This window comes from Variovorax sp. DAIF25, assembly GCF_050711835.1.
Taxonomy (GTDB): domain Bacteria; phylum Pseudomonadota; class Gammaproteobacteria; order Burkholderiales; family Burkholderiaceae_C; genus Variovorax.
On sequence record NZ_CP136636.1, the window covers coordinates 541,185 to 561,976 of the forward strand.

23 protein-coding genes are annotated in these 20,792 nt (G+C 66.8%); 18 read left to right on the top strand and 5 right to left on the bottom strand.

Annotation, left to right across the window (positions count from 1 at the left end; all coding sequences use genetic code 11):
• Positions 1-12: 12 nt before the first annotated feature.
• Together R0232_RS02500 and R0232_RS02505 are read left to right on the top strand one after the other, a co-directional pair.
• A complete protein-coding gene (locus tag R0232_RS02500) occupies positions 13-1,173 on the top strand; it encodes an ABC transporter substrate-binding protein (protein ID WP_093355299.1) in 1,161 nt (386 codons plus the stop codon).
• A gap of 64 nt (positions 1,174-1,237) precedes the next feature.
• On the top strand, positions 1,238-1,699 hold the full coding sequence (locus R0232_RS02505; protein ID WP_093355302.1) for an EVE domain-containing protein: 462 nt from the start codon (positions 1,238-1,240) through the stop codon (positions 1,697-1,699).
• A gap of 21 nt (positions 1,700-1,720) precedes the next feature.
• Here R0232_RS02505 and R0232_RS02510 read toward each other — a convergent pair whose 3' ends face one another.
• Entirely contained in the window at positions 1,721-2,368 is a 648-nt protein-coding gene (locus tag R0232_RS02510) for a MarC family protein (protein WP_093355304.1), read from the bottom strand.
• Entirely contained in the window at positions 2,368-3,117 is a 750-nt protein-coding gene (locus tag R0232_RS02515) for an SDR family oxidoreductase (protein ID WP_057595111.1), read from the bottom strand. Before R0232_RS02515 ends, R0232_RS02510 begins: the two co-directional genes overlap by 1 nt.
• Before the next feature lie 139 nt (positions 3,118-3,256).
• Between R0232_RS02515 and R0232_RS02520 the strand changes: the two genes are divergently transcribed.
• Both R0232_RS02520 and R0232_RS02525 read left to right on the top strand, forming a co-directional pair.
• A complete protein-coding gene (locus R0232_RS02520) occupies positions 3,257-3,868 on the top strand; it encodes a 2-hydroxychromene-2-carboxylate isomerase (RefSeq protein WP_296781550.1) in 612 nt (203 codons plus the stop codon).
• 79 nt (positions 3,869-3,947) lie between these two features.
• Positions 3,948-4,631: a dienelactone hydrolase family protein gene (locus R0232_RS02525; RefSeq protein WP_431511148.1), complete on the top strand. Its 684-nt coding sequence runs from the start codon at positions 3,948-3,950 to the stop codon at positions 4,629-4,631.
• Between the two features lie 42 nt (positions 4,632-4,673).
• On the opposite strand, the gene R0232_RS02530 is transcribed toward R0232_RS02525, so the two are convergent.
• Positions 4,674-5,576, bottom strand: coding sequence for a LysR family transcriptional regulator (locus R0232_RS02530; RefSeq protein WP_093355315.1), 903 nt, complete (start codon positions 5,574-5,576; stop codon positions 4,674-4,676).
• Positions 5,577-5,692: 116 nt separating this feature from the next.
• Between R0232_RS02530 and R0232_RS02535 the strand changes: the two genes are divergently transcribed.
• Positions 5,693-6,067, top strand: a complete 375-nt coding sequence (locus R0232_RS02535; RefSeq protein WP_296781552.1) for an alpha/beta hydrolase — start codon at positions 5,693-5,695, stop codon at positions 6,065-6,067.
• A 207-nt stretch (positions 6,068-6,274) separates the two neighbouring features.
• Complete coding sequence (locus R0232_RS02540) at positions 6,275-6,643, top strand: DUF4148 domain-containing protein (protein WP_208510562.1); 369 nt, start codon at positions 6,275-6,277, stop codon at positions 6,641-6,643.
• A 100-nt stretch (positions 6,644-6,743) separates the two neighbouring features.
• On the opposite strand, the gene R0232_RS02545 is transcribed toward R0232_RS02540, so the two are convergent.
• Positions 6,744-7,901, bottom strand: coding sequence for a magnesium transporter CorA family protein (locus R0232_RS02545; RefSeq protein ID WP_431511149.1), 1,158 nt, complete (start codon positions 7,899-7,901; stop codon positions 6,744-6,746).
• A 59-nt stretch (positions 7,902-7,960) separates the two neighbouring features.
• Positions 7,961-8,977 carry a porphobilinogen synthase gene (gene hemB / locus R0232_RS02550; RefSeq protein ID WP_208510573.1) on the bottom strand — a complete coding sequence of 339 codons (1,017 nt, stop codon included), beginning with the start codon at positions 8,975-8,977 and terminating at the stop codon, positions 7,961-7,963.
• Between the two features lie 343 nt (positions 8,978-9,320).
• Here hemB and R0232_RS02555 point away from each other — a divergent pair, with 343 nt between their 5' ends.
• The 12 genes from R0232_RS02555 (at position 9,321) to R0232_RS02610 (ending at position 20,579) form a co-directional block, all read left to right on the top strand.
• A complete protein-coding gene (locus tag R0232_RS02555) occupies positions 9,321-9,749 on the top strand; it encodes a CopD family protein (protein WP_093355324.1) in 429 nt (142 codons plus the stop codon).
• Positions 9,750-9,754: 5 nt separating this feature from the next.
• Positions 9,755-10,873 carry a VanZ family protein gene (locus tag R0232_RS02560; protein WP_431511150.1) on the top strand — a complete coding sequence of 373 codons (1,119 nt, stop codon included), beginning with the start codon at positions 9,755-9,757 and terminating at the stop codon, positions 10,871-10,873.
• A 38-nt stretch (positions 10,874-10,911) separates the two neighbouring features.
• Complete coding sequence (locus R0232_RS02565) at positions 10,912-11,268, top strand: (2Fe-2S) ferredoxin domain-containing protein (protein ID WP_208510574.1); 357 nt, start codon at positions 10,912-10,914, stop codon at positions 11,266-11,268.
• 88 nt (positions 11,269-11,356) lie between these two features.
• Positions 11,357-11,995: an alpha/beta hydrolase gene (locus tag R0232_RS02570; protein WP_431511151.1), complete on the top strand. Its 639-nt coding sequence runs from the start codon at positions 11,357-11,359 to the stop codon at positions 11,993-11,995.
• A 45-nt stretch (positions 11,996-12,040) separates the two neighbouring features.
• Positions 12,041-13,210 (top strand): D-alanyl-D-alanine carboxypeptidase family protein, encoded by a 1,170-nt coding sequence (locus tag R0232_RS02575; protein WP_431511152.1) that lies wholly within the window; start codon positions 12,041-12,043, stop codon positions 13,208-13,210.
• Between the two features lie 216 nt (positions 13,211-13,426).
• Positions 13,427-13,804: a 30S ribosomal protein S12 gene (gene rpsL / locus R0232_RS02580; RefSeq protein WP_057597516.1), complete on the top strand. Its 378-nt coding sequence runs from the start codon at positions 13,427-13,429 to the stop codon at positions 13,802-13,804.
• Between the two features lie 155 nt (positions 13,805-13,959).
• Positions 13,960-14,433 (top strand): 30S ribosomal protein S7, encoded by a 474-nt coding sequence (gene rpsG / locus R0232_RS02585; RefSeq protein ID WP_007829591.1) that lies wholly within the window; start codon positions 13,960-13,962, stop codon positions 14,431-14,433.
• A gap of 96 nt (positions 14,434-14,529) precedes the next feature.
• Positions 14,530-16,629 carry an elongation factor G gene (fusA, locus tag R0232_RS02590; RefSeq protein ID WP_093355336.1) on the top strand — a complete coding sequence of 700 codons (2,100 nt, stop codon included), beginning with the start codon at positions 14,530-14,532 and terminating at the stop codon, positions 16,627-16,629.
• A 142-nt stretch (positions 16,630-16,771) separates the two neighbouring features.
• On the top strand, positions 16,772-17,965 hold the full coding sequence (tuf, locus tag R0232_RS02595) for an elongation factor Tu (RefSeq protein WP_093356177.1): 1,194 nt from the start codon (positions 16,772-16,774) through the stop codon (positions 17,963-17,965).
• Between the two features lie 21 nt (positions 17,966-17,986).
• Positions 17,987-18,301, top strand: coding sequence for a 30S ribosomal protein S10 (gene rpsJ, locus R0232_RS02600; RefSeq protein ID WP_057596142.1), 315 nt, complete (start codon positions 17,987-17,989; stop codon positions 18,299-18,301).
• A 164-nt stretch (positions 18,302-18,465) separates the two neighbouring features.
• Entirely contained in the window at positions 18,466-20,031 is a 1,566-nt protein-coding gene (locus R0232_RS02605) for a hypothetical protein (RefSeq protein WP_431511153.1), read from the top strand.
• A 14-nt stretch (positions 20,032-20,045) separates the two neighbouring features.
• Positions 20,046-20,579: a hypothetical protein gene (locus R0232_RS02610; RefSeq protein ID WP_431511154.1), complete on the top strand. Its 534-nt coding sequence runs from the start codon at positions 20,046-20,048 to the stop codon at positions 20,577-20,579.
• The last annotated feature ends 213 nt before the right edge of the window (positions 20,580-20,792 follow it).

Sequence of the window (20,792 nt, forward strand, 5' to 3'; positions counted from 1 at the left end):
GGAGACAAGCGCATGAAGCTCAAGACACCGACGATGCTGGCCGTGCTGGGCCTGGCCGCGACGCTCGCGTCCGCGCAGCAGGGCGTGACCAAGGACGAGATCCGCATCGGCACGATCCAGGACCTCTCGGGGCCGCTCGCCGGCTTCGGCAAGCAGGCGCGCAACGGCATGCAGCTGCGCGTGGACGAGCTCAACGAGCAGGGCGACGTCAACGGCCGCAAGCTCAAGCTCTACGTCGAGGACTCGGGCTACGACCCGAAGAAGGCCGTGCTGGCGGCGCAGAAGCTGGTGAACCAGGAGAAGATCTTCATCATGGCCGGCCACATCGGCACGGCACAGAACATGGCGGCGATGCCGGTGCAGTTCGACAAGAACGTCGTCAACTACATGCCGATCACCGCGGCGCGCGAGATGTACGAGCCGCTCAATCGCCTCAAGTACTCGTTCGCCGCCACCTACTACGACCAGATCCGCCTGGCGCTGCCGAAGATGGTGAAGGACAAGGGCGCGAAGAAGGTCTGCACCATCTACCAGGACGACGAGTTCGGCCTCGAGGTGCAGCGCGGCGCCGAGGCCGGCCTCAAGGCCGTGAACATGGAGCTGGCCGAGAAGACCTCGTTCAAGCGCGGCGCCACCGACTTCAGCTCGCAGGTCGCGAAGATGAAGGCCGCCAACTGCGACTTGGTGGTGCTCGGCACCATCATCCGCGAGACCATCGGCACCGTGGGCGAGGCGCGCAAGACCGGCTTCAACCCGACCTTCCTGGGCTCGAGCGCGGCCTACACCGACCTGATCCACAAGCTCGGCGGCAAGGCCATGGACGGCATCTACGCGACCATGACGGTGCAGAACCCCTACACCGACGAGCAGTCGCAGCCGCTGCGCTTCTGGGCCAACAAGTACAAGACCAAGTTCAACGAGGACCCGACCGTGTTCTCGGTCTACGGCTACGTGATCGTCGACTCGTTCATCAAGGCGGCGCAGAAGGCCGGCCCGAACCTCACGACCGACAGCTTCATCAAGGCCATGGACAGCATCACCTTCGAGCCCGACATGTTCGGCAGCCCGAAGAGCACCTACACCGCCACCAAGCGCCTGGGCAACGACCAGTCGCGGCTGTCGCAGATCAAGGACGGCAAGTGGGTGGTGGTGTCGGACTACGTGGCACCCTGAGGCCGGGCCCCGGCGGCGGGGCGGGCGGCTATATTGCGCGGCATCCCATCCTCGCGAGAACGCCATGCCCCAGTACTGGCTGATGAAATCCGAGCCCGACGAGGTCTCGATCGACGATGCGCTGGCCGCGCCCGACGCCACCGTGGCGTGGACCGGCGTGCGCAACTACCAGGCCCGCAACTTCATGCGCGACGGCATGAAGGTCGGCGACGGCGTGCTGTTCTATCACTCGAGTTGCCCCGAGCCCGGCATCGCCGGCCTCGCGCGCGTGGCCTCGGCGATCAAGCCCGATCCCACGCAGTTCGATCCGAAGTCGCCCTACTACGACGCGGCCTCGAAAAAGGACGATCCGCGCTGGCTGCTGGTGGACGTGCAGGCGCTGCGCAAGACGCGCCTGCTGGCGCTGCCCGAGCTGCGCGCGAAGCCCGAGCTGGCCGAGCTCACGATCCTGCGCAAGGGCAACCGGCTGTCGATCACGCCGGTGGAGCCGGCGCACTGGAAGATCATCGAGAAGATGCTGGGCTGAGCCGGCCCGCACCCGGTCGCGCTACTTGGCGAGGATCGGGAACAGCTTGCCGAGGCCGTCGGTCATCACCTCGACCGCCAGCGCCGCGAGGATCAGGCCCATGAGCCGGGTCATGATGTTGATGCCGGTCTTGCCGAGCACGCGCGCGATCGGCTGCGCGAGCGAGAAGGCGATGGCCGTGGCCAGCGCCACCACCACGCCGTAGCCCACCAGCACCGCGAGCTCCCACAGGTGCTTGGCCTTGTCGGCGTAGATCACCACGGTGGAGATGGTGGCCGGGCCGGTGAGCAGCGGGATGGTCAGCGGCACCACCGCGATCGAGGCGCCCATCGAGGCCTTGACCTCGGTGGCGCGCAGCTCCTCGACGTTGGTCTTGCTCTCGGCCGGCTGCGCGTTGAGCATCGACAGCGAGCTCATCAGCAGCAGCAGGCCACCGCCGACCTGGAAGCTCGCGATCGAGATGCCGAAGAAGGACAAGAGCTGCAGCCCGATCAGCGCGCTGACCGCGATCACCACGAAGGCGCTGAAGGCCGACATGCGCACCGTGCGGCGCCGCTGCGCGTCGGAATAACCCTGCGTGTAGTGGATGAAGAAGGGCACGATGGCCAGCGGGTTGACGATCGCCACCAGCGTGACCAGCGGCTTGATCAGGTCCATCGAGGTGCTCATCAGCGTCCTCCCGAGACGTCGAGCAGGGCCATGGTGGTGTAGCTGGCCTCGTCGGACAGCAGCCACACGATCGCGTTCGCCACCTCCTCGGCGCTGCCGGTGCGCTTCATCGGCACCGAGGGCGCGAGCTGCGCGGCGCGCTCGGGCATGCCGCCCGAGGCGTGGATCTCGGTGTCGATCAGGCCCGGGCGCACCGCGTTGACGCGGATGCCCTCGTCGGCCACTTCCTTGGCCAGGCCGAGCGTGAAGGTGTCGATCGCGCCCTTGCTCGCGGCGTAGTCCACGTATTGCTCGGGCGAACCCAGCCGCGAGGCGGCGCTCGAGAGATTGACGATCACGCCGCCCGTGCCGCCGTGGCGCGTGCTCATGCGGCGCACCGCCTCGCGCGCGCAGACGAAGCTGCCGACCACGTTGATGCGGAACATGCGTTCCAGCCGCGCCGCGCTCATCTCGTCGACGCGCGCGCGCACGTCGACCACGCCGGCGCTGTTGACCAGCGCCGTGAGCCGGCCGAGCTTGGCATCGACCTGCTCGAACATGGCCATCACCTGTTTTTCATCGCCGACATCGGCCTGCACCGCGATCGCCTTGCCGCCCGCGGCGCGGATCGCGCGCACGACTTCGTCGGCCGCGAGCGAGTTGCTCGCGTAGTTGACCGCCACGGCATAGCCGCGCCGCGCCGCCAGCAAGGCGGTGGCGGCGCCGATGCCGCGTCCGCCCCCCGTGACCAAGAGCACCTGCTGGTTCAATTCCGATCTCCTGCACAAAAGCTGCGCGTCAGTTAAAACCGTTGGTCCGGATTACATCACCGAGGGTGGCTCGCAAGTTGCGGGCCTTACCCGCAGTACCGGGATGTTCCGGCGGCGCTTCGTGCGCGGAGGTGAATTCATGAGCAAGACCATCGACTACTACTTCCCCCCCCAAAGCCCCTGGACCTACCTGGGCCATGCCCGCTTCGCCGCGATCGCGGCGGCGGCCGGCGCCACGGTGCGCGTGCGTCCGGTGGACATGGGCAGCATCTTTCCGGTCTCGGGCGGGCTGCCGCTGGGCAAGCGCGCGCCGCAGCGGCAGGCCTACCGGCTGGTCGAGCTGGCGCGTTTCTCCAAGCACCTGGGCATTCCGCTGCATCCGAAGCCGAAGTTCTTCCCGGTCTCGGGCGACGACGCGGCGCGGCTGATCATCGCGGTCGACCTCAACGACGGCACCGAGGCCGCGATGCGCATGTGCGCGGCGGTGTTCGCCGCGCTGTGGGCGCAGGAGCGCAACATCGGCGACCCCAAGGTGCTCGAAGCGCTGGTGGCCGAATGCGGCCTGCCGGCCAAGCGCGCCGACCAGGCGCAGAGCCAGGCGGTGCAGGAGCAGTACGAGGCCTACACGCAGGAAGCCATCGACATCCAGGTCTTCGGCGCGCCGAGCTACGTGATCGACGGCGAAATTTTTTGGGGCCAGGACCGGCTCGATTTCGTCGAACGCGCGCTGCGGCCCGGGGCGGCGGGCTGAACCCGGTTCCGCGCACCCGACACGCACCGGACACGCATTCCCTCCATCCTTCCCATTGCCATCAAAGGAGCAACACATCATGGGTCAGTTCATCGATCTCACCGCCAAGGACGGCTTCAGCTTTCCCGCCTACGTGGCCGAACCCGCCGGCACGCCGCGCGGCGCCGTCGTCGTGGTGCAGGAGATCTTCGGCGTCAACTCGCACATCCGCTCGGTGGCCGACGGCTACGCGGCCGCGGGCTACCTGGCCGTCGCGCCCGCGACCTTCCACCGCGTGAAGCCCGGCGTCGAGCTGGGCTACAGCGAGGACGACATGAAGACGGGCTTCGGCCTGAAGACGGCCGTCGAGGCGCTGCCCGCGCCCGGCGTGCTGCAGGACATCGAGGCCGCCGTGGCCTACGCGGCCAAGGCCGGCAAGGTCGGCATCGTCGGCTACTGCTGGGGCGGCCTGCTGACCTGGCGCGCCGCCGCGCTGGTGCCCGGCCTCGCGGCCGCCGCACCCTACTACGGTGGCGGCATGACCTCGCCCGAGGAAACCGCGCGCCAGCCCAAGGTGCCGGTGCAGGCCCACTTCGGCAACCAGGACCACTGGATTCCGCTCGACACCATCGAGAGCTTCAAGAAGGCCCATCCCGAGGTCGAGGTGCACGTGTACCCGGTGGGCCACGGCTTCAACTGCGACCAGCGCGGCTCGTACGACGCCGAAGCATCGAAGTTGGCGCGCGAGCGCGTGCTGGCCTTCTTCGCGCAGCACATCGGCTGAGCGGGTCCGCTTCGCATGGGAGCCCGGCGCCGCCGGGCTTTTTCATTTCTTGAGGCCGGGCTTGTCGCCCACGCGGGTCTCGAGGAAGTCGAGCAGCGCACGCAGCGCGGCGCTGTTGTGGCGCCGCTGCAGGTAGACGGCCGACAACCACATGTCCTTGCGCGCATAGTCCTGCAGCACCGGCACCAGTTCGCCCTGGTCGATGTGCGACTGCACCAGGATCGAGGGCAGGTAGATCACGCCGAAGCCGCGCATCGCGATCCGGATCAGCGGCGCGCCCTCGGTGCAGTCCATGCGGCTCTTGACGTGCACGTCGAGCGGCTCGCCGCCGTCGTCGAAGCGCCAGACCGGCTGGGCGCCGAGCAGCGAATGGGTGAGCGCCTCGTGGTCCGCCAGGTCGCGCGGATGCTCGGGCTTGCCGTGCTTCTTCCAGTAGACCGGCGAGGCGCAGACCACCATGTTCATGAGCCGCAGCTTGCGCATGATCAGGTTGGCGTCCTCCACCGGGCCGCTGCGGATGTCGACGTCGATGCCTTCCTCCGCGAGATCGACCGTGCGGTTGGTCAGCTGCAGGCTGATGCGCACGTCGGGGTAGTAGCGCATGAAGTCGGCCAGCAGGTTCGGAAACTCGCCGTTGCCCATGCCGTGCGGCGCCGAGATGCGCAGCCGGCCGCCGGGCTGGCTCGCGCGCTCCTGCAGCTCGGCCTGCGTGAGCTCGACCATCTCGAGCACCGGCGTGCTGCGCTCCAGCAGCAGCTGGCCGGCATCGGTGAGGCTCACCGAGCGCGTGGAGCGGTTGAGCAGGCGCACGCCGAAGCGGGTTTCGAGTTCGGCGACATACTTGCTGACCGTGGCCTTGGACATGTCGAGCCGCTTGGCGGCCTGCGAGAAGCTGCCATGCGACGCGACTTCGCGAAAGGTTCTGATCAGGTCGAGGCTGTCCATGGAGGTCGTGCCGGTAGCGCTGGGCGATGGCGCGATTCTCAGGGGTTTTTCTTAGCCAGGCCGCGCGGCACTTTCGTGACGCAGCGCGACTCGCAAGCAGGCAGAGGATGCATTCGATGACACGCACTTTTCGACTTCATGCGGCCCTCGCGCCGTGGACGCTGGCGCTGGCGGCCCTGTGGCTGCCGGCCGGCGCGGCGCTGGCCCAGGCCTTCGATCCCGTGCGGCCGATGGGGCCCGGCGCCGACCGCGCCGCGCTGGCCGCCGAGGCCGCCGCGGCCGCGCGCGCCGGCAATGTATATGGCGACGTGGAGGCCGAGCCGCCGCTCGCCGCGCCGCGCACCGGCGGGCGCGACCGCGCGGCGGTGCGCGCCGAGGCGGTGGCGACCTCGCACGACCCGAGCCTGAACCTCGACCGCCGCGCCTTCGTCAACAGCGAGATCCCGCCGCAGATCAAGGCCGTGCCGGGCACGCCGCGCACCGCGCGCTGAGCATGCGGCAGGGGCTGAATGGCCTGCCACGCACCCAGGTTAATGACTGAACGGTCGACCTGACATTGTTTCAATAGCGGAAACACCGTGTCTCTGAACCGGGTGTTTTCCCGAGGGGTTTCGCCTTGAAACTCGCCGCACAGGCGAGCCGATCCGTGCGCGCCTGGTGGCTAAACCCTCCGACGTACCGTATCAAGGACAACCGAAATGAAGACCTCGCACATCATCGCCGCCGCCGCTCTGACCCTGGTTGCCGCCATGGGCGCCCAAGCCGAAACCTATGAAGGCGTGACCCAGGCCGTCTCGAGCAAGAGCCGCGACGAAGTCAACACCGAAGCCGTGCGCGCCGCCGCCGCTCCGAACCAGAACGTGACCCGCGGCTCGCGCGGCCCGGAAACGGTCGCCGTGTCGAAGGACCGCGCCCTGGTCGAAGCCGAAGCGATCCGCACCGCTTCCGCTCCCGACCAGAACGTGACCTCGGGTTCGCGCGTGAACAGCAAGGTCATCTCGACCATGCAACACCCGCTCGACGCACGCGTCCAGGCCCAGCAAGGCTCCGGCGCCACCGCCAAGTAAGCTGTCGCACGGCACCGGGCGGCCTTCGGGCCGTTCGCACCCGGACGAAAAAAAGCCGCGTGGAGCATCGCTCCACGCGGCTTTTTTCATGCGCGCTCGTTCAGCGCGTGCGCGCGAGGTAGCGCTTGCGCCAGAAGATCAGCACCAGCAGCACCGCGATCGCGAGCATCGAGCCCATGGCGATCCAGAAGCCGTCGGCCTTGTGCACCAGCGGGATGAACTCGAAGTTCATGCCGAAGATGCCGGCGATCAGGTTCAGCGGCAGGAACACGGCGGTGAGCACGGTCAGCACCCGCATGATGTCGTTGGCCCGGTGGCCCTGCACGCTGAAATGCATCTGCACCGCGGTCTCGGCGTTCTGCTCGAGCCGGCGCACGTGGTGCACCACGCGCTCGATGTGCTCGAGCACGTCGCGGCTGCGGATCATCACCAGCTCGCGCTCGCGCCCCTCGGCCGCGTCCTTGGGCGGCGGCAGGGTCTCGAGGTTGTCGAGCCAGTCCTGCATGGCGGCGCGCTGGTCCTCGCAGATCTCGTCGAGGTGATGCAGCGACTGGCGCGATTCCATCAGCGCGCCCCAGTTGGTGAAGCGGCTGCGCGGGTCGATGAGCTCGGCCTGCCAGTGGTCGAGCTGCTTGGTGAGCTCGCGCCGCAGGTCGAGGTAGCCGTCGACGATCTGGTTGATGACGCGCAGCATCAGGTCGGCCGGGCTGGTGGGCACGCGGTTCGTGACCGCGCGCACGTCGAGCGCCGGCGTGCCGCGGTCGCCGGGCGCGGCGGCGGCCAGCAGGCGCGCGGCGAAGACGTCGCGCACCGCGCCGTCCTCGGGATGCACCGACAGCAGCACGCGGTCGAACACGGCGAAGCCGACCGGGCGGGTGTCGATGCGGCGCAGCACGGGCGGACCACCGCGCGGGCGCGGGGCGGGGGCCGCGGGCGTAGCCGCCGGTGAGGTGGCGGGCGCCGGCTGGCCATTGCCGCCGCTCGCGAGCCGGCGGAACACCAGCACGTCGTACTGCGAGGTGTAGTCGCTGTGCGAGGGCAACTGGTCGTTCAGCAGGTCGGCCACGTGCAGGTCGACCAGCTGGGTCTGGCACAGCGTCTGCAAGATCTGCTGCACCTCGGGCAGCGAGGCGCGGAATTCGTCGCGCGTGAGCGAGATCCAGAGGTAGCTGGCGGCGCTGCAGGAGCCGGGCAGGGCCAGCGGCGCCAGCGCGGCATGCTCGCTGACCTGCGAGGTGTTGATTTCGAAGATTCGCATCGCGCGCCCCCGTGCTTGCTCAAGATGGCCCGGACCGAAGGCCGGGCGGACCCATTGTGCTACTTAGTTTGTAGCAGGCGGGCAGCGTCGAGCGCGAAGTAGGTGAGGATGCCGTCGGCGCCCGCGCGCTTGAAGGCCAGCAGGCTCTCGAGCACCACGGCGTCGTGGTCGAGCCAGCCGTTCTGGGCCGCGGCCTTGAGCATCGCGTACTCGCCGCTGACCTGGTAGGCGAAGGTCGGCACGCGGAACTCGTCCTTCACGCGGCGCACGATGTCCAGGTAGGGCATGCCGGGCTTCACCATCACCATGTCGGCGCCCTCGGCGATGTCGATCGCCACCTCGCGCAGCGCCTCGTCGCTGTTGCCCGGGTCCATCTGGTAGACCTTCTTGTTGCTCTTGCCGAGGTTGGCGGCCGAGCCGACCGCGTCGCGGAACGGGCCATAGAAGGCGCTCGCGTACTTGGCGCTGTAGGCCATGATCCGCGTGTGCACGTCACCGCGCGCCTCGAGCGCCTGGCGGATCGCGCCGATGCGCCCGTCCATCATGTCGCTGGGCGCCACGATGTCGACGCCGGCTTGCGACTGTGTGAGCGCCTGCTTCACCAGCACTTCGACGGTCGGGTCGTTGAGGATGTAGCCGCTGTCGTCGAGCAGGCCGTCCTGGCCGTGGCTGGTGTAGGGGTCGAGCGCGACGTCGGTCATCACGCCCAGTTCGGGAAAGCGCGCCTTGAGTGCCGCCACCACGCGCGGGATCAGGCCGTCGGGGTTGAAGGCCTCGTCGCCGGCCGGGGTCTTGAGGCTCGCATCGATCACGGGGAACAGCGCCATCACCGGGATGCCGGCCGCCACGCACTGCTCGGCCACGGGCAGCAGCAGGTCGAGGCTCAGGCGCTCCACGCCCGGCATCGAGGCCACCGCATCGCGCCGGCCGCTGCCTTCCTGCACGAACACCGGGTAGATCAGGTCGTGGGTGGTCAGGGCGTTTTCCCGCACCAGGTTGCGCGTGAAGGCGTCGCGGCGAAGGCGGCGCGGGCGCCCGGCGGGGAAGGCGGCGAAGGAGGAAAGGGTGGAGCTCATGCGGAAAATTGTGCCCGAACTAAAGTTCCCGAACTTTTGCCATGGATGGGGGTGGTTGTCCGACAACTACGGAAATTAATAGTACCAAAGTAATAAATTTTTACCCTAGATTGTTAATTAAAGCGCACCGGTCGCTTGAAACCTTGTTTCGTCTTTGTTAAATTCTGCCCCGGACGGCTTGCCGTCCCCCGCTTTTCCTCCCTGAGCGGGTGCCTTGATGTGTGACAGCAAAAGGGCTTCCCAGCCCGACGTGAAGACGTCGGGCTTTTTTTTGTCCGTCGCTTTCGTGGGGGCCGATGAAACCGGGTGCAGTCATCGGGGGCCGGCCACTAAACTGACCGCCATGCTCTGGGTCAAGTCCTTCCACATCGTCTTCATCGCCAGCTGGTTCGCCGGCCTGTTCTACCTCCCCCGGATCTTCGTCAACCTCGCGATGGTGCCGCCCGAGTCGCTCGCCGAGCGCGAGCGCCTGCTGCTGATGGCGCGCAAGCTGCTGCGCTTCACCACCTTCCTGGCCGTGCCGGCGCTGGGCTTCGGCCTCTGGCTGTGGCTGGGCTACGGCATCGGGCGCGGCCCGGGCAACGGCTGGATGCACGCCAAGCTGGCGCTGGTGCTGGTGGCGATCGGCTACCACCACGGCTGCGCGGTGCTGCTGCGCCGCTTCGCCGCCGGCGAGAACCGGCGCAACCACGGCTGGTACCGCTGGTTCAACGAGCTGCCGGTGCTGCTGCTGCTGGCGATCGTGATCCTTGTCGTGGTCAAGCCCTTCTGACGGCGGTGGCGACGCAGCACAAGTCCGCCGCGCTGCCCCTTGCGCTGGCCTATGCGGCGCTGATCGTCTATGCCAGTCTCTATCCCTTTTCCGACTGGCGCGACCAGGGCATCGCGCCCTGGGCCTACCTGTCGGCGCCCTGGCCCAAGTACTGGACCGGCTTCGACTTCGCGATCAACGTCGCGGGCTACGTGCCCTTCGGGTTCCTCTGCGCGCTGTCGGTGCTGCGCACCCGCAGCACCTCGAGCATCGGCCGCGCCGTGCTGCGCGCCACGCTGGCGGGCGTGGCCGTGTCCTTCGCGATGGAGACGCTGCAGAGCTACCTGCCGGCGCGCATTCCCTCGAACGTCGACCTGGGCCTGAACAGCGCCGGCGCGCTGCTGGGCGCGGTGCTGGCGGTGGCGCTCGAGCGCTTCGGCGCGGTCGCCCACTGGGGGCGGGTCCGGGCGCAATGGTTCGTCGACGAGGCCCGCGGCGCGCTGGTGCTGCTGGCGCTGTGGCCGTTCGCGCTGCTGTTCCCCGCGGCCGTGACCTTCGGGCTGGGCCAGGTGTTCGAGCGGCTCGAGGCGGCGATCTCCGAATGGCTGCTCGATACCCCGTTCATCGACTGGCTGCCGGTGCGCCAGTTCGAGCTCGAGCCGCTGGTGCCGGCAGTCGAACTGCTGTGCGTGATGCTGGGCGCGCTGGTGCCCTGCCTGCTGGGCTATCTCGTGGCGCGCACCGTGGTGCAGCGCGTGGTGCTGCTGCCGCTGATCCTGCTGACGGGCGTGGCGGCCTCGGCGTTGTCGGCGGCGCTGAGCTACGGCCCCGACCATGCCTGGGCCTGGCTCGAGCTGCCGGCGCAGGTCGGCATGGCGGCGGCGCTGTTCGCCGGCGTGCTGCTGCTGTTCGCGCCGCGCCGTCTGTGCGGCGCGCTGCTGCTGGTGGCGTTGGTGCTGCAGCTGAGCCTGTTGAACCAGGCGCCCGAGAGCGCCTATTTCGCGCAGACGCTGGCGACCTGGGAGCAGGGGCGCTTCATCCGCTTCCATGGGCTGGCCCAGTGGCTGGGCTGGCTCTGGCCGTTCGGGGTGCTGGCCTACGTGATCTTCCTGCTGTCGCGGCGCAGCCGGCCGCCGGCGGCCTGAAGCGCCGGCCACGCGGACGGCGGTCCTAGAATCCGCCGATGCCCACCCCCGCCAGCCACGCCGTGCCTTCGGGCTATTACGGCCGCCACATCTTCTTCTGCCTCAACGAACGCAAGAACGGCGAGGATTCCTGTTCCATGCACAACGCCCAGCAAGGCTTCGACCGCTGCAAGGCCAGGGTCAAGGAAGAGGGGCTCTCGGGGCCCGGCAAGGTGCGCGTCAACAAGGCCGGCTGCCTCGACCGCTGCGCCGGCGGACCGGTCGCCGTGGTCTATCCCGAGGCGGTCTGGTACACCTTCGTCGATGCCGACGACATCGACGAGATCGTCGACTCGCACCTGAAGAAGGGCGAGATCGTCGAGCGCCTGCTGCTGCCGCCCGACGTCGGGCGCTGAACTTTCAGCCGGGGCCTGCGCTCGTACCGTGCTCGCCGCAGGCAACCCCTCCACCGTCGGCCTGCCGGCCCGTTCCAATCCGAGCCTCATGAATTCCCAGACCGAAAAGATCAGCCTCCAGGGCGCCGCCGGCGTCATCGAGGTGCAGCGCGACCAGCCGGCCGAGGCCGCGCGCGGCATCGCCGTCATCGCGCATCCCCATCCGCTGTTCGGCGGCACCATGGACAACAAGGTGGTGCAGACCCTGGCGCGTGCCTTCATCGCCTGCGGCTGGACCGCGGTGCGCTTCAACTTCCGCGGCGTCGGCGCGAGCCAGGGCGTGCACGACGAGGGCCGTGGCGAGCTCGAGGACATGCTCCATGTGGTCGGCCAGCTCGCGCCCGAGGGTCCGGTGGCGATCGCCGGCTTCTCCTTCGGCGCCTTCGTCGCGAGCGGCGCGGTCGAGAAGCTCTGGGCCGCGCGCGACGTTCGGCAGATCGTGCTGGTCGGCACGGCAGCCGCGCGCAACACGGTGGCCGTGCTGCCCCCCGAGGCCCACGAGCGCACGCTGGTGGTCCACGGCGAGGCCGACGACACGGTGGCGCTGTCGGCCGTCATGGACTGGGCGCGGCCGCAGTCACTTCCTGTCACAGTCGTCCCCGGGGGCGGCCATTTCTTTCACGGACAATTGCCGCTGCTCAAGAGCCTGGTCGTGCGCCATCTGCGCGCAGACAACCCGGCCGCCTGAAAGCCTGGCTTGCAGGCACGTCTTCGTTTCTTTCCCATTGCTCCCATGAATCGCTTCTTCCACGGTGCCCGCGCGCTGTTGCTCGCCGCCGCCGCTTCCGTCTGCCTGATCGCCGCCGCCCAGGTGCCGGCGCCGCCCGAGATCGCCGCGCGCAGCTACCTGCTGCTCGACGTGACGGCCAACCAGATCCTGGCGCAGAAGGACATCGACAGCCCGGTCGAGCCCGCGTCGCTGACCAAGCTGATGTCGGCCTACATCGTGTTCGACGCGCTGCGCGCCAAGAAGATCACCCTGACGCAGACGCTGCCGGTCAGCCCGCGCGCCTGGAAGATGCCGGGCTCGCGCATGTTCATCGACCCGAAGATGCAGGTGCCGGTCGAAGACCTGATCAAGGGCCTGATCGTCCAGTCGGGCAACGACGCCACCGTGGCGCTGGCTGAGGGCGTGGGCGGCACGGTCGAACACTTCGTCGAGCTGATGAACGCCCAGGCCAAGGTGCTGGGCATGAAGAACACCACCTACAAGAACCCCGAGGGCCTGACCGCGCCAGGCCACACCACCACCGCGCGCGACCTCAGCATCCTGGCGACCCGGCTGGTGCGCGACTTCCCCGAGGAAGCCAAGTACTACGCGATCAAGAAGTACCGCTATCCGGGCACGCCCTCGACCAACGACACCAACCGCAACCTGCTGCTGTTCCGCGACCCGACCGTCGACGGCCTGAAGACCGGCCATACCGAGGCCGCCGGCTACTGCATGATCGCCACCGCCAAGCGCGACTTCCCGAACCTGACCGGCGGCCGCCGCCTGCTGTCGATCGTGCTCGGTGCCTCGGGCGAAACGGTGCGTGCCAACGAATCGCAGAAGCTGCTGAACTGGGGCTACACCGCCTACGACGCCGTGCGCCTGTTCGACGGCGGCCAGCCCGCGGCCACGCCGGCGGTCTGGAAGGGCAAGCAGAACGTGCTCAAGCTCGGCCGCCCCGAACCGATCGTGGTCGCCGTGCCCGCTGGCATGGCCAGCAAGCTCAAGACCCAGATCGCGCGCCCCGACCCGCTGGTGGCGCCGTTCACCAAGTACCAGCCCGTGGGCACGCTCAAGGTCACGCTCGACGACCAGCCGGTGGCCGAGGTGCCGCTGGTGGCGCTGGAGCCGGTCGAACAGGCCGGCATGCTGGGCCGCGCCTGGGACGCGGTGCGGCTCTGGATCAAGTAATCGGCAGGGTAGGGGGCGGCTTCAGGCCGGCGGCAGGGGGCTGAAGGCCTCCGAACCCGCCTGACTTTGCCGTTTCACAAGCCCGCTGCTATACTCGTGGGCTTTTCGGAAAATTCCGAAGGGATTCACGTTTGCGTCATCTCCCGGTTCCTGGGTCACGACCAGGGCGCCGCAAGGCACCACCGGGGTATTTCTCGTTTTGGGACTAATTCATTCATGCCAACCATCAATCAACTGGTGCGTCAGGGCCGGACGGTCGAAAAGATCAAGTCCAAGAGCCCTGCCATGCAGAACTCGCCGCAACGTCGCGGTGTCTGCACCCGGGTCTACACCACGACCCCCAAGAAGCCGAACTCGGCACTTCGTAAAGTTGCCAAGGTCCGCCTGACCAACGGCTTCGAAGTCATTTCCTACATCGGCGGCGAAGGCCACAACCTGCAGGAACACAGCGTCGTGCTGGTTCGCGGCGGTCGTGTCAAGGACTTGCCCGGTGTGCGTTACCACATCGTGCGCGGTTCGCTCGACCTGCAAGGCGTGAAAGACCGCAAGCAGTCGCGTTCCAAGTACGGCGCGAAGCGTCCCAAGAAGGCCTGATCGGGTTCTTCTTTCAGTAGTTGTTTCATCGGTGTTCGAGTGCCTTGGCGGGCATGTCGAGCGTAGTGACCCGAAGTTGGGTCGAGTAAGTGAGGGTCCGAGTCGACTCTCGCGGTGCCGGAAACGGTGCCAACTGAAGCAAAGAGGTTAAGAAAATGCCACGTCGTCGCGAAGTCCCCAAACGTGAAATCCTGCCGGATCCCAAGTACGGCAATGTCGAGCTGTCGAAGTTCATGAACGTGATCATGGAAGGCGGCAAGAAGGCTGTTGCCGAGCGCATCATTTATGGCGCGCTCGACTTCATCGAGAAGAAGAACCCGGACAAGGACCCCCTCGAGGCGTTCACCGTTGCCATCAACAACGTGAAGCCGATGGTCGAAGTGAAGTCGCGCCGCGTTGGCGGTGCGAACTATCAAGTGCCGGTCGAAGTCCGCCCCGTCCGCCGCCTCGCCCTGTCGATGCGCTGGATCAAGGAAGCCGCCCGCAAGCGCGGCGAGAAGTCGATGGCCCTGCGTCTGGCCAACGAACTGATGGAAGCCACGGAAGGCCGTGGCGGCGCGATGAAGAAGCGCGACGAAGTGCACCGCATGGCAGAAGCCAACCGGGCGTTCAGCCACTTCCGCTTCTAAGAATCAAACTTCGCTTGGGCGTTGGGTGTCGAGTGTCGGGCGTTGTGCCCGTGCTCGGGGCCCAGCGCTCAACGCATTTCAACCCGAAAGTAAATCATGTCCCGCAAGACCCCCATCGAGCGCTACCGCAACATCGGCATCTCCGCGCACATCGACGCTGGCAAGACCACGACGACGGAACGTATCCTGTTCTACACCGGTGTGAACCACAAGATCGGTGAAGTGCACGACGGTGCCGCCACGATGGACTGGATGGAGCAAGAGCAAGAGCGCGGCATCACGATCACCTCGGCTGCCACCACCTGCTTCTGGAAGGGCATGGCTGGCAAGTTCGAAGAACACCGCATCAACATCATCGACACCCCCGGCCACGTGGACTTCACCATTGAAGTCGAGCGCTCGATGCGCGTGCTGGACGGCGCCGTGATGGTGTACGACGCCGTCGGCGGCGTGCAGCCCCAGTCGGAAACCGTCTGGCGCCAGGCCAACAAGTACAAGGTTCCGCGTCTCGCGTTCGTCAACAAGATGGACCGCACCGGCGCCGACTTCCTGCGCGTGCGCCAGATGATGGTCGACCGCCTGAAGGCCAACCCCGTCGTGATCCAGATCCCGATCGGTGCCGAAGAGCACTTCCAGGGCATCGTCGACCTCGTGAAGATGAAGGCGATCATCTGGGACGAGGACAAGGGCGTCACCTTCCAGTACGGCGACATCCCGGCCAACCTGGTCGATGTCTGCAACGAATACCGCGAAAAGCTCGTCGAAGCGGCTGCCGAAGCCAGCGAAGAGCTGATGAACAAGTACCTCGAAGGCGGCGAGCTGTCGGAAGAGGAAATCAAGAAGGCCATCCGTCAGCGCACCATCGCCGGCGAAATCCAGCCGATGCTGTGCGGCTCGGCCTTCAAGAACAAGGGCGTGCAGGCCATGCTCGACGCCGTCGTCGAATACATGCCGGCTCCGACCGACATTCCGCCGGTCAACGGCCTCGACGAAGACGAAGCGCCCGTGGTTCGCAAGGCGGACGACAACGAGAAGTTCTCGGCCCTGGCATTCAAGCTGATGACCGACCCGTTCGTGGGCCAGCTGACCTTCGTGCGCGTCTATTCGGGCGTGCTCAGCAAGGGCGACAGCGTCTACAACCCGGTGCGCGGCAAGAAGGAACGCATCGGCCGTATCGTGCAGATGCACGCGAACAACCGCGAGGAAGTCAGCGAAATTCGCGCCGGCGACATCGCCGCCTGCGTGGGCCTGAAGGAAGTGACCACCGGCGAAACGCTGTGCGATCCCGAAGCAGTCGTGACGCTCGAGCGCATGGTGTTCCCGGAATCGGTGATCTCGCAGGCCGTCGAGCCCAAGACCAAGGCCGACCAGGAAAAGATGGGCATCGCGCTGCAGCGCCTGGCTCAGGAAGACCCCTCGTTCCGCGTTCGCACGGACGAAGAGTCGGGCCAGACCATCATCGCCGGCATGGGCGAGCTCCACCTCGAAATCATCGTGGACCGCATGAAGCGCGAATTCGGCGTGGAAGCCAACGTGGGCAAGCCGCAGGTGGCTTACCGCGAAACGATCCGCAAGACCGTCGAAGAAGCCGAAGGCAAGTTCGTTCGCCAGTCGGGCGGCAAGGGCCAGTACGGCCACGTCGTGCTGAAGATCGAACCCCAGGAAGCTGGCAAGGGCTTCGAGTTCGTCGATGCCATCAAGGGCGGTGTGGTTCCTCGCGAATACATCCCCGCGGTGGAAAAGGGCGTCGTGGAAGCGCTGACGCAAGGCGTGCTGGCGGGCTACCCCGTCGTCGACGTCAAGGTCACGCTGCACTTCGGCTCGTACCACGACGTGGACTCGAACGAAATGGCGTTCAAGATGGCCGCGATCTTCGGTTTCAAGGAAGGTGCCCGCAAGGCCAACCCCGTGATCCTCGAGCCGATGATGGCCGTGGAAGTCGAAACGCCCGAAGACTACGCCGGCAACGTGATGGGCGACCTGTCGTCCCGCCGCGGCATGGTGCAGGGCATGGACGACATGGTTGGTGGCGGCAAGGCCATCAAGGCCGAAGTGCCGCTGTCGGAAATGTTCGGCTACTCGACCACGCTGCGCTCGATGTCGCAAGGCCGTGCCACGTACACGATGGAGTTCAAGCACTACGCCGAAGCTCCCCGTAACGTCGCCGAAGCTATCGTGGCTGCCCGCGCGAAATAAGCGTTTCAGGAATGCAGGGCCGCGCAGTGCGCGGCCCTTCTTGTCTGCGATCCGGTGCCGTCTTGTTCCCGTGCGAGGCGATCCAGCAATCGGATGCAGACATAAAACCAATACACGGGACTGCTCTTTCAAGGATTGAAAAATGGCAAAAGGTAAATTCACCCGCACGAAGCCGCACGTGAACGTGGGCACGATCGGTCACGTTGACCATGGCAAGACGACGCTGACGGCTGCGATCGCGACGGTGCTGTCGTCGAAGTTCGGCGGCGAAGCGAAGGCCTACGACCAGATCGACGCTGCGCCCGAAGAAAAGGCCCGCGGCATCACGATCAACACCGCGCACGTCGAGTACGAAACGGCCAACCGCCACTACGCACACGTCGACTGCCCCGGCCACGCCGACTACGTGAAGAACATGATCACCGGCGCCGCCCAGATGGACGGCGCGATCCTGGTGTGCTCGGCCGCCGACGGCCCGATGCCCCAGACGCGTGAGCACATCCTGCTGGCTCGCCAGGTGGGCGTGGGCTACATCATCGTGTTCCTGAACAAGTGCGACATGGTCGACGACAAGGAACTGCTCGAGCTGGTCGAAATGGAAGTTCGCGAACTCCTCGACAAGTACGAATTCCCCGGCGACGACACCCCGATCATCCACGGCTCGGCGAAGCTGGCCCTGGAAGGCGACAAGGGCGAGCTCGGCGAAGGCGCGATCATGAAGCTGGCCGAAGCCCTGGACACGTACATCCCGACGCCCGAGCGCGCCGTGGACGGCACGTTCCTGATGCCCGTGGAAGACGTGTTCTCGATCTCGGGTCGCGGTACCGTGGTGACCGGCGCTGTCGAGCGCGGCGTGATCAAGGTTGGTGAAGAAATCGAAATCGTGGGCATCCGCCCGACGGTCAAGACCACCTGCACCGGCGTGGAAATGTTCCGCAAGCTGCTGGACCAAGGTCAAGCCGGCGACAACGTGGGCGTGCTGCTGCGCGGCACGAAGCGCGAAGAAGTCGAGCGCGGCCAAGTGCTGTGCAAGCCCGGTTCGATCAAGCCGCACACGCACTTCACCGCCGAGGTGTACGTTCTGTCGAAGGACGAAGGCGGCCGTCACACGCCGTTCTTCAACAACTACCGTCCGCAGTTCTACTTCCGCACGACGGACGTGACCGGCGCGATCGAGCTGCCGAAGGACAAGGAAATGGTCATGCCTGGCGACAACGTCAGCATCACCGTGAAGCTGATCAACCCGATCGCGATGGAAGAAGGCCTGCGCTTCGCCATCCGCGAAGGCGGCCGTACCGTGGGTTCGGGCGTCGTGGCCAAGATCCTCGACATCTAAGCCGAACGCAAAGGAATCACCATGGCAACCAAGCAAAAAATCCGCATCCGCCTGAAGGCGTTCGACTACAAGCTGATCGACCAATCGGCCGCCGAGATCGTTGACACCGCGAAGCGCACCGGCGCGATCGTCAAGGGCCCGGTGCCCCTGCCGACCCGCCTGAAGCGTTTCGACATCCTGCGTTCGCCGCACGTCAACAAGACCAGCCGCGACCAGCTCGAAATCCGCACGCACCAACGCCTGATGGACATCGTCGACCCCACCGACAAGACCGTGGACGCGCTGATGAAGCTCGACCTGCCGGCCGGCGTCGACGTCGAGATCAAGCTGCAGTAAGCCGCACGCAACAAGCCCGCTCGCGCGTCAAGCGCGGTGTCGCTTCGAGGCCCGTTCACAGAAATGTGAGCGGGCCTTTGTCATTTGCGTGTCGTCTGTGGCATCCTCGCCCACCACCGGCCGTCCAGACCTTGGCCGGGAGCTGAATGAGGGCAGCACAAGCTATGAACCACAGGATTCTTTCTGGCATCGGTTCGGCGCTGATTGCCGCGGCGTTCCTCGCAGGTTGCGGTGGAGGCGGCGGCGGCGGCGGCGGTGGAATCCCGATCGGTTTTCCGCCCCCGGTAATCGGTGGGGTCACGCTCAGCGGCAAGGCCACCTACGACTCGGTGCCCAACAACAGCGGGCCGCTGGTCTATGCGGCCACCGTCGCGAAGCCGGTGCGCGGGGCCTTCGTCGAAGTGCTCGATGCCCTGTCGAACCAGATCGCGGTGACGGCCACCGATGCCAACGGCAACTACTCGGTGTCGGTGCCGGCGAACGCCACGATCGCCGTTCGCGTCCGCGCCCAGATCCAGACCGCGGCATGGGATGTCAGCGTGCGGGACAACACCAGCGCCAACACGCCGCTGTACTCGATGCAGTCGGCGGCCTTCACGACCGGCTCCGGTGCGACGACGCGCGACCTGCGCGCCGATTCGGGATGGGGCGGCTCGAGCTACACCGGGCGCCGCGTGTCGGCGCCGTTCGCGGTGCTCGACACGGTCTACACCTCGATGCAGAAGGTGTTGTCGGTGGCGCCGGCGACGGCCTTTCCACCGCTGAAGGTGTTCTGGAGCCCGAACAACGTGCCGAGCGCCGGCAGCCTCGCGCTCGGGCAGATCGGTAACACCTTCTTCGCCAACCGCAGCACCGGCCGCGAAATCTACGTGCTCGGCAAGGAGAACGTGGACACGGACGAGTTCGATGCGCCGGTGATCGCGCACGAGTGGGGGCACTACTACCAGTCCTCGTTCAGCCGGGACGATTCGGTCGGCGGGGCGCATGACCTGAGCGACCGTCTCGATCGCCGCGTGGCCTTCTCCGAAGGCTGGGGCAATGGCTGGTCGGGCATCGCGCTCGGCCGCAGCAACTACGTCGATTCCCGCGGCGAAGGGCAGGTCGCTTCCGACGTCAGCGTGTCGGTCAACCTGACCGTGGGGCCGTCCAGCAATCCAGGCTGGTTCCGCGAGCGCTCGATCCACTCGATCTTCTGGAATCTCAACCAGCAGGTGGGCTTCAAGCCGATCCACGATGCGATGACCAGCGCGCAGTTCAGGGGCGGTGCCGCCGTGACCTCGATCCATCCGTTCGCCGCGGCCTTCAATGCCGTGGCGCCCGGCAGTGCCTCGGCCCTGGCGGGCCTGCTGAGCGCGCAGAACATCAGCGCCGGCAGCAACGATCCCTTCGGCGAAGCCGAAACCAACAACGGCAATGTGCCGGCGGCGCTGCCCATGTACGGCAGCGCGACGGTGGGGGTGCTCACCACCGCGTGCGTCACGAACGCCGCGGGTGGCGGCAACAAGCTGGGCAACTATGCCTACCTGCGCTTCGTGGCGCCCACGACGCGTGAGTACCAGGTATCGGTGGCATCGGGTGCGCCGACGGTGAACCCCGACTTCGCCGTGTTCCGCGCCGGGCAGATCCCCCGCTCGGGCAGCAAGGTCAGCCTCCTGGCCGGCGAGTACGTGCTGGCCGTCACCGATCTCAACAGTTCGGGCGCGAACTGCATCAGCGTCGCGATCCAGTAAGGGGAATGATGGCCATGACGATTCGCTCGAACACACGGACCGCCGTCGCGGCGCTCTCGCTGATGGCGTTGACGACCTGGGCGATGGCCGACGGCGTGCCGGACTCGCGCGTGCCCAAGCGCGCGCAGCACAAGGCGGCGCCGGCGCCCATGACCACGGCCGTGCAGAAATCCAACGATTCGGGTGTCGTGGTGCAGTACCGCGTCGATGGCACCTCGCAGGCGGGCCGCGCCACGTCGGTCGTGCTGCAGTTCGACGCGGTCACCGATCCGCAGGGCGCGTCGGTGCGCTTCACCGCGGATCCCGGCCTGACGCTGCGAAACGGCAATCCGCTGACGCTGCCCGCCGGCCAGCGCTCCACCGCGACCGTCTCGGTCATCGGCGAGTCGGACGGGCTGCGCTACCTGAACGTGTTCGTGAGCCAGGGCGGCGCGAGCAGCGCCATCTCGATCCCGATCCAGACCGGGACGGCGCCCCTGATGAAGTCGCAGGGCGACGTCCAGACCACCAAGGAAGGCGACAGCATCATCACGATGCCCGCCAAATAGGCAGAAAACGGCCCCGCGGGCCGTTGCAACCGCCCCGAAAGGGGCCCTTTTCCAGCGCTTGCGCCCCGCCCATACCGCGGGCTATAATCGCTGGCTCTGCCCTTGTTGCGTCCGGAAGGTACGTGCAGGTCGGAGATTTATCAACCTTCCCCCGTTGCCGCGAGTCGGTCATACGACTTCGGTCAAACGCTGTCGCCAATTGAAGTGGCAGCG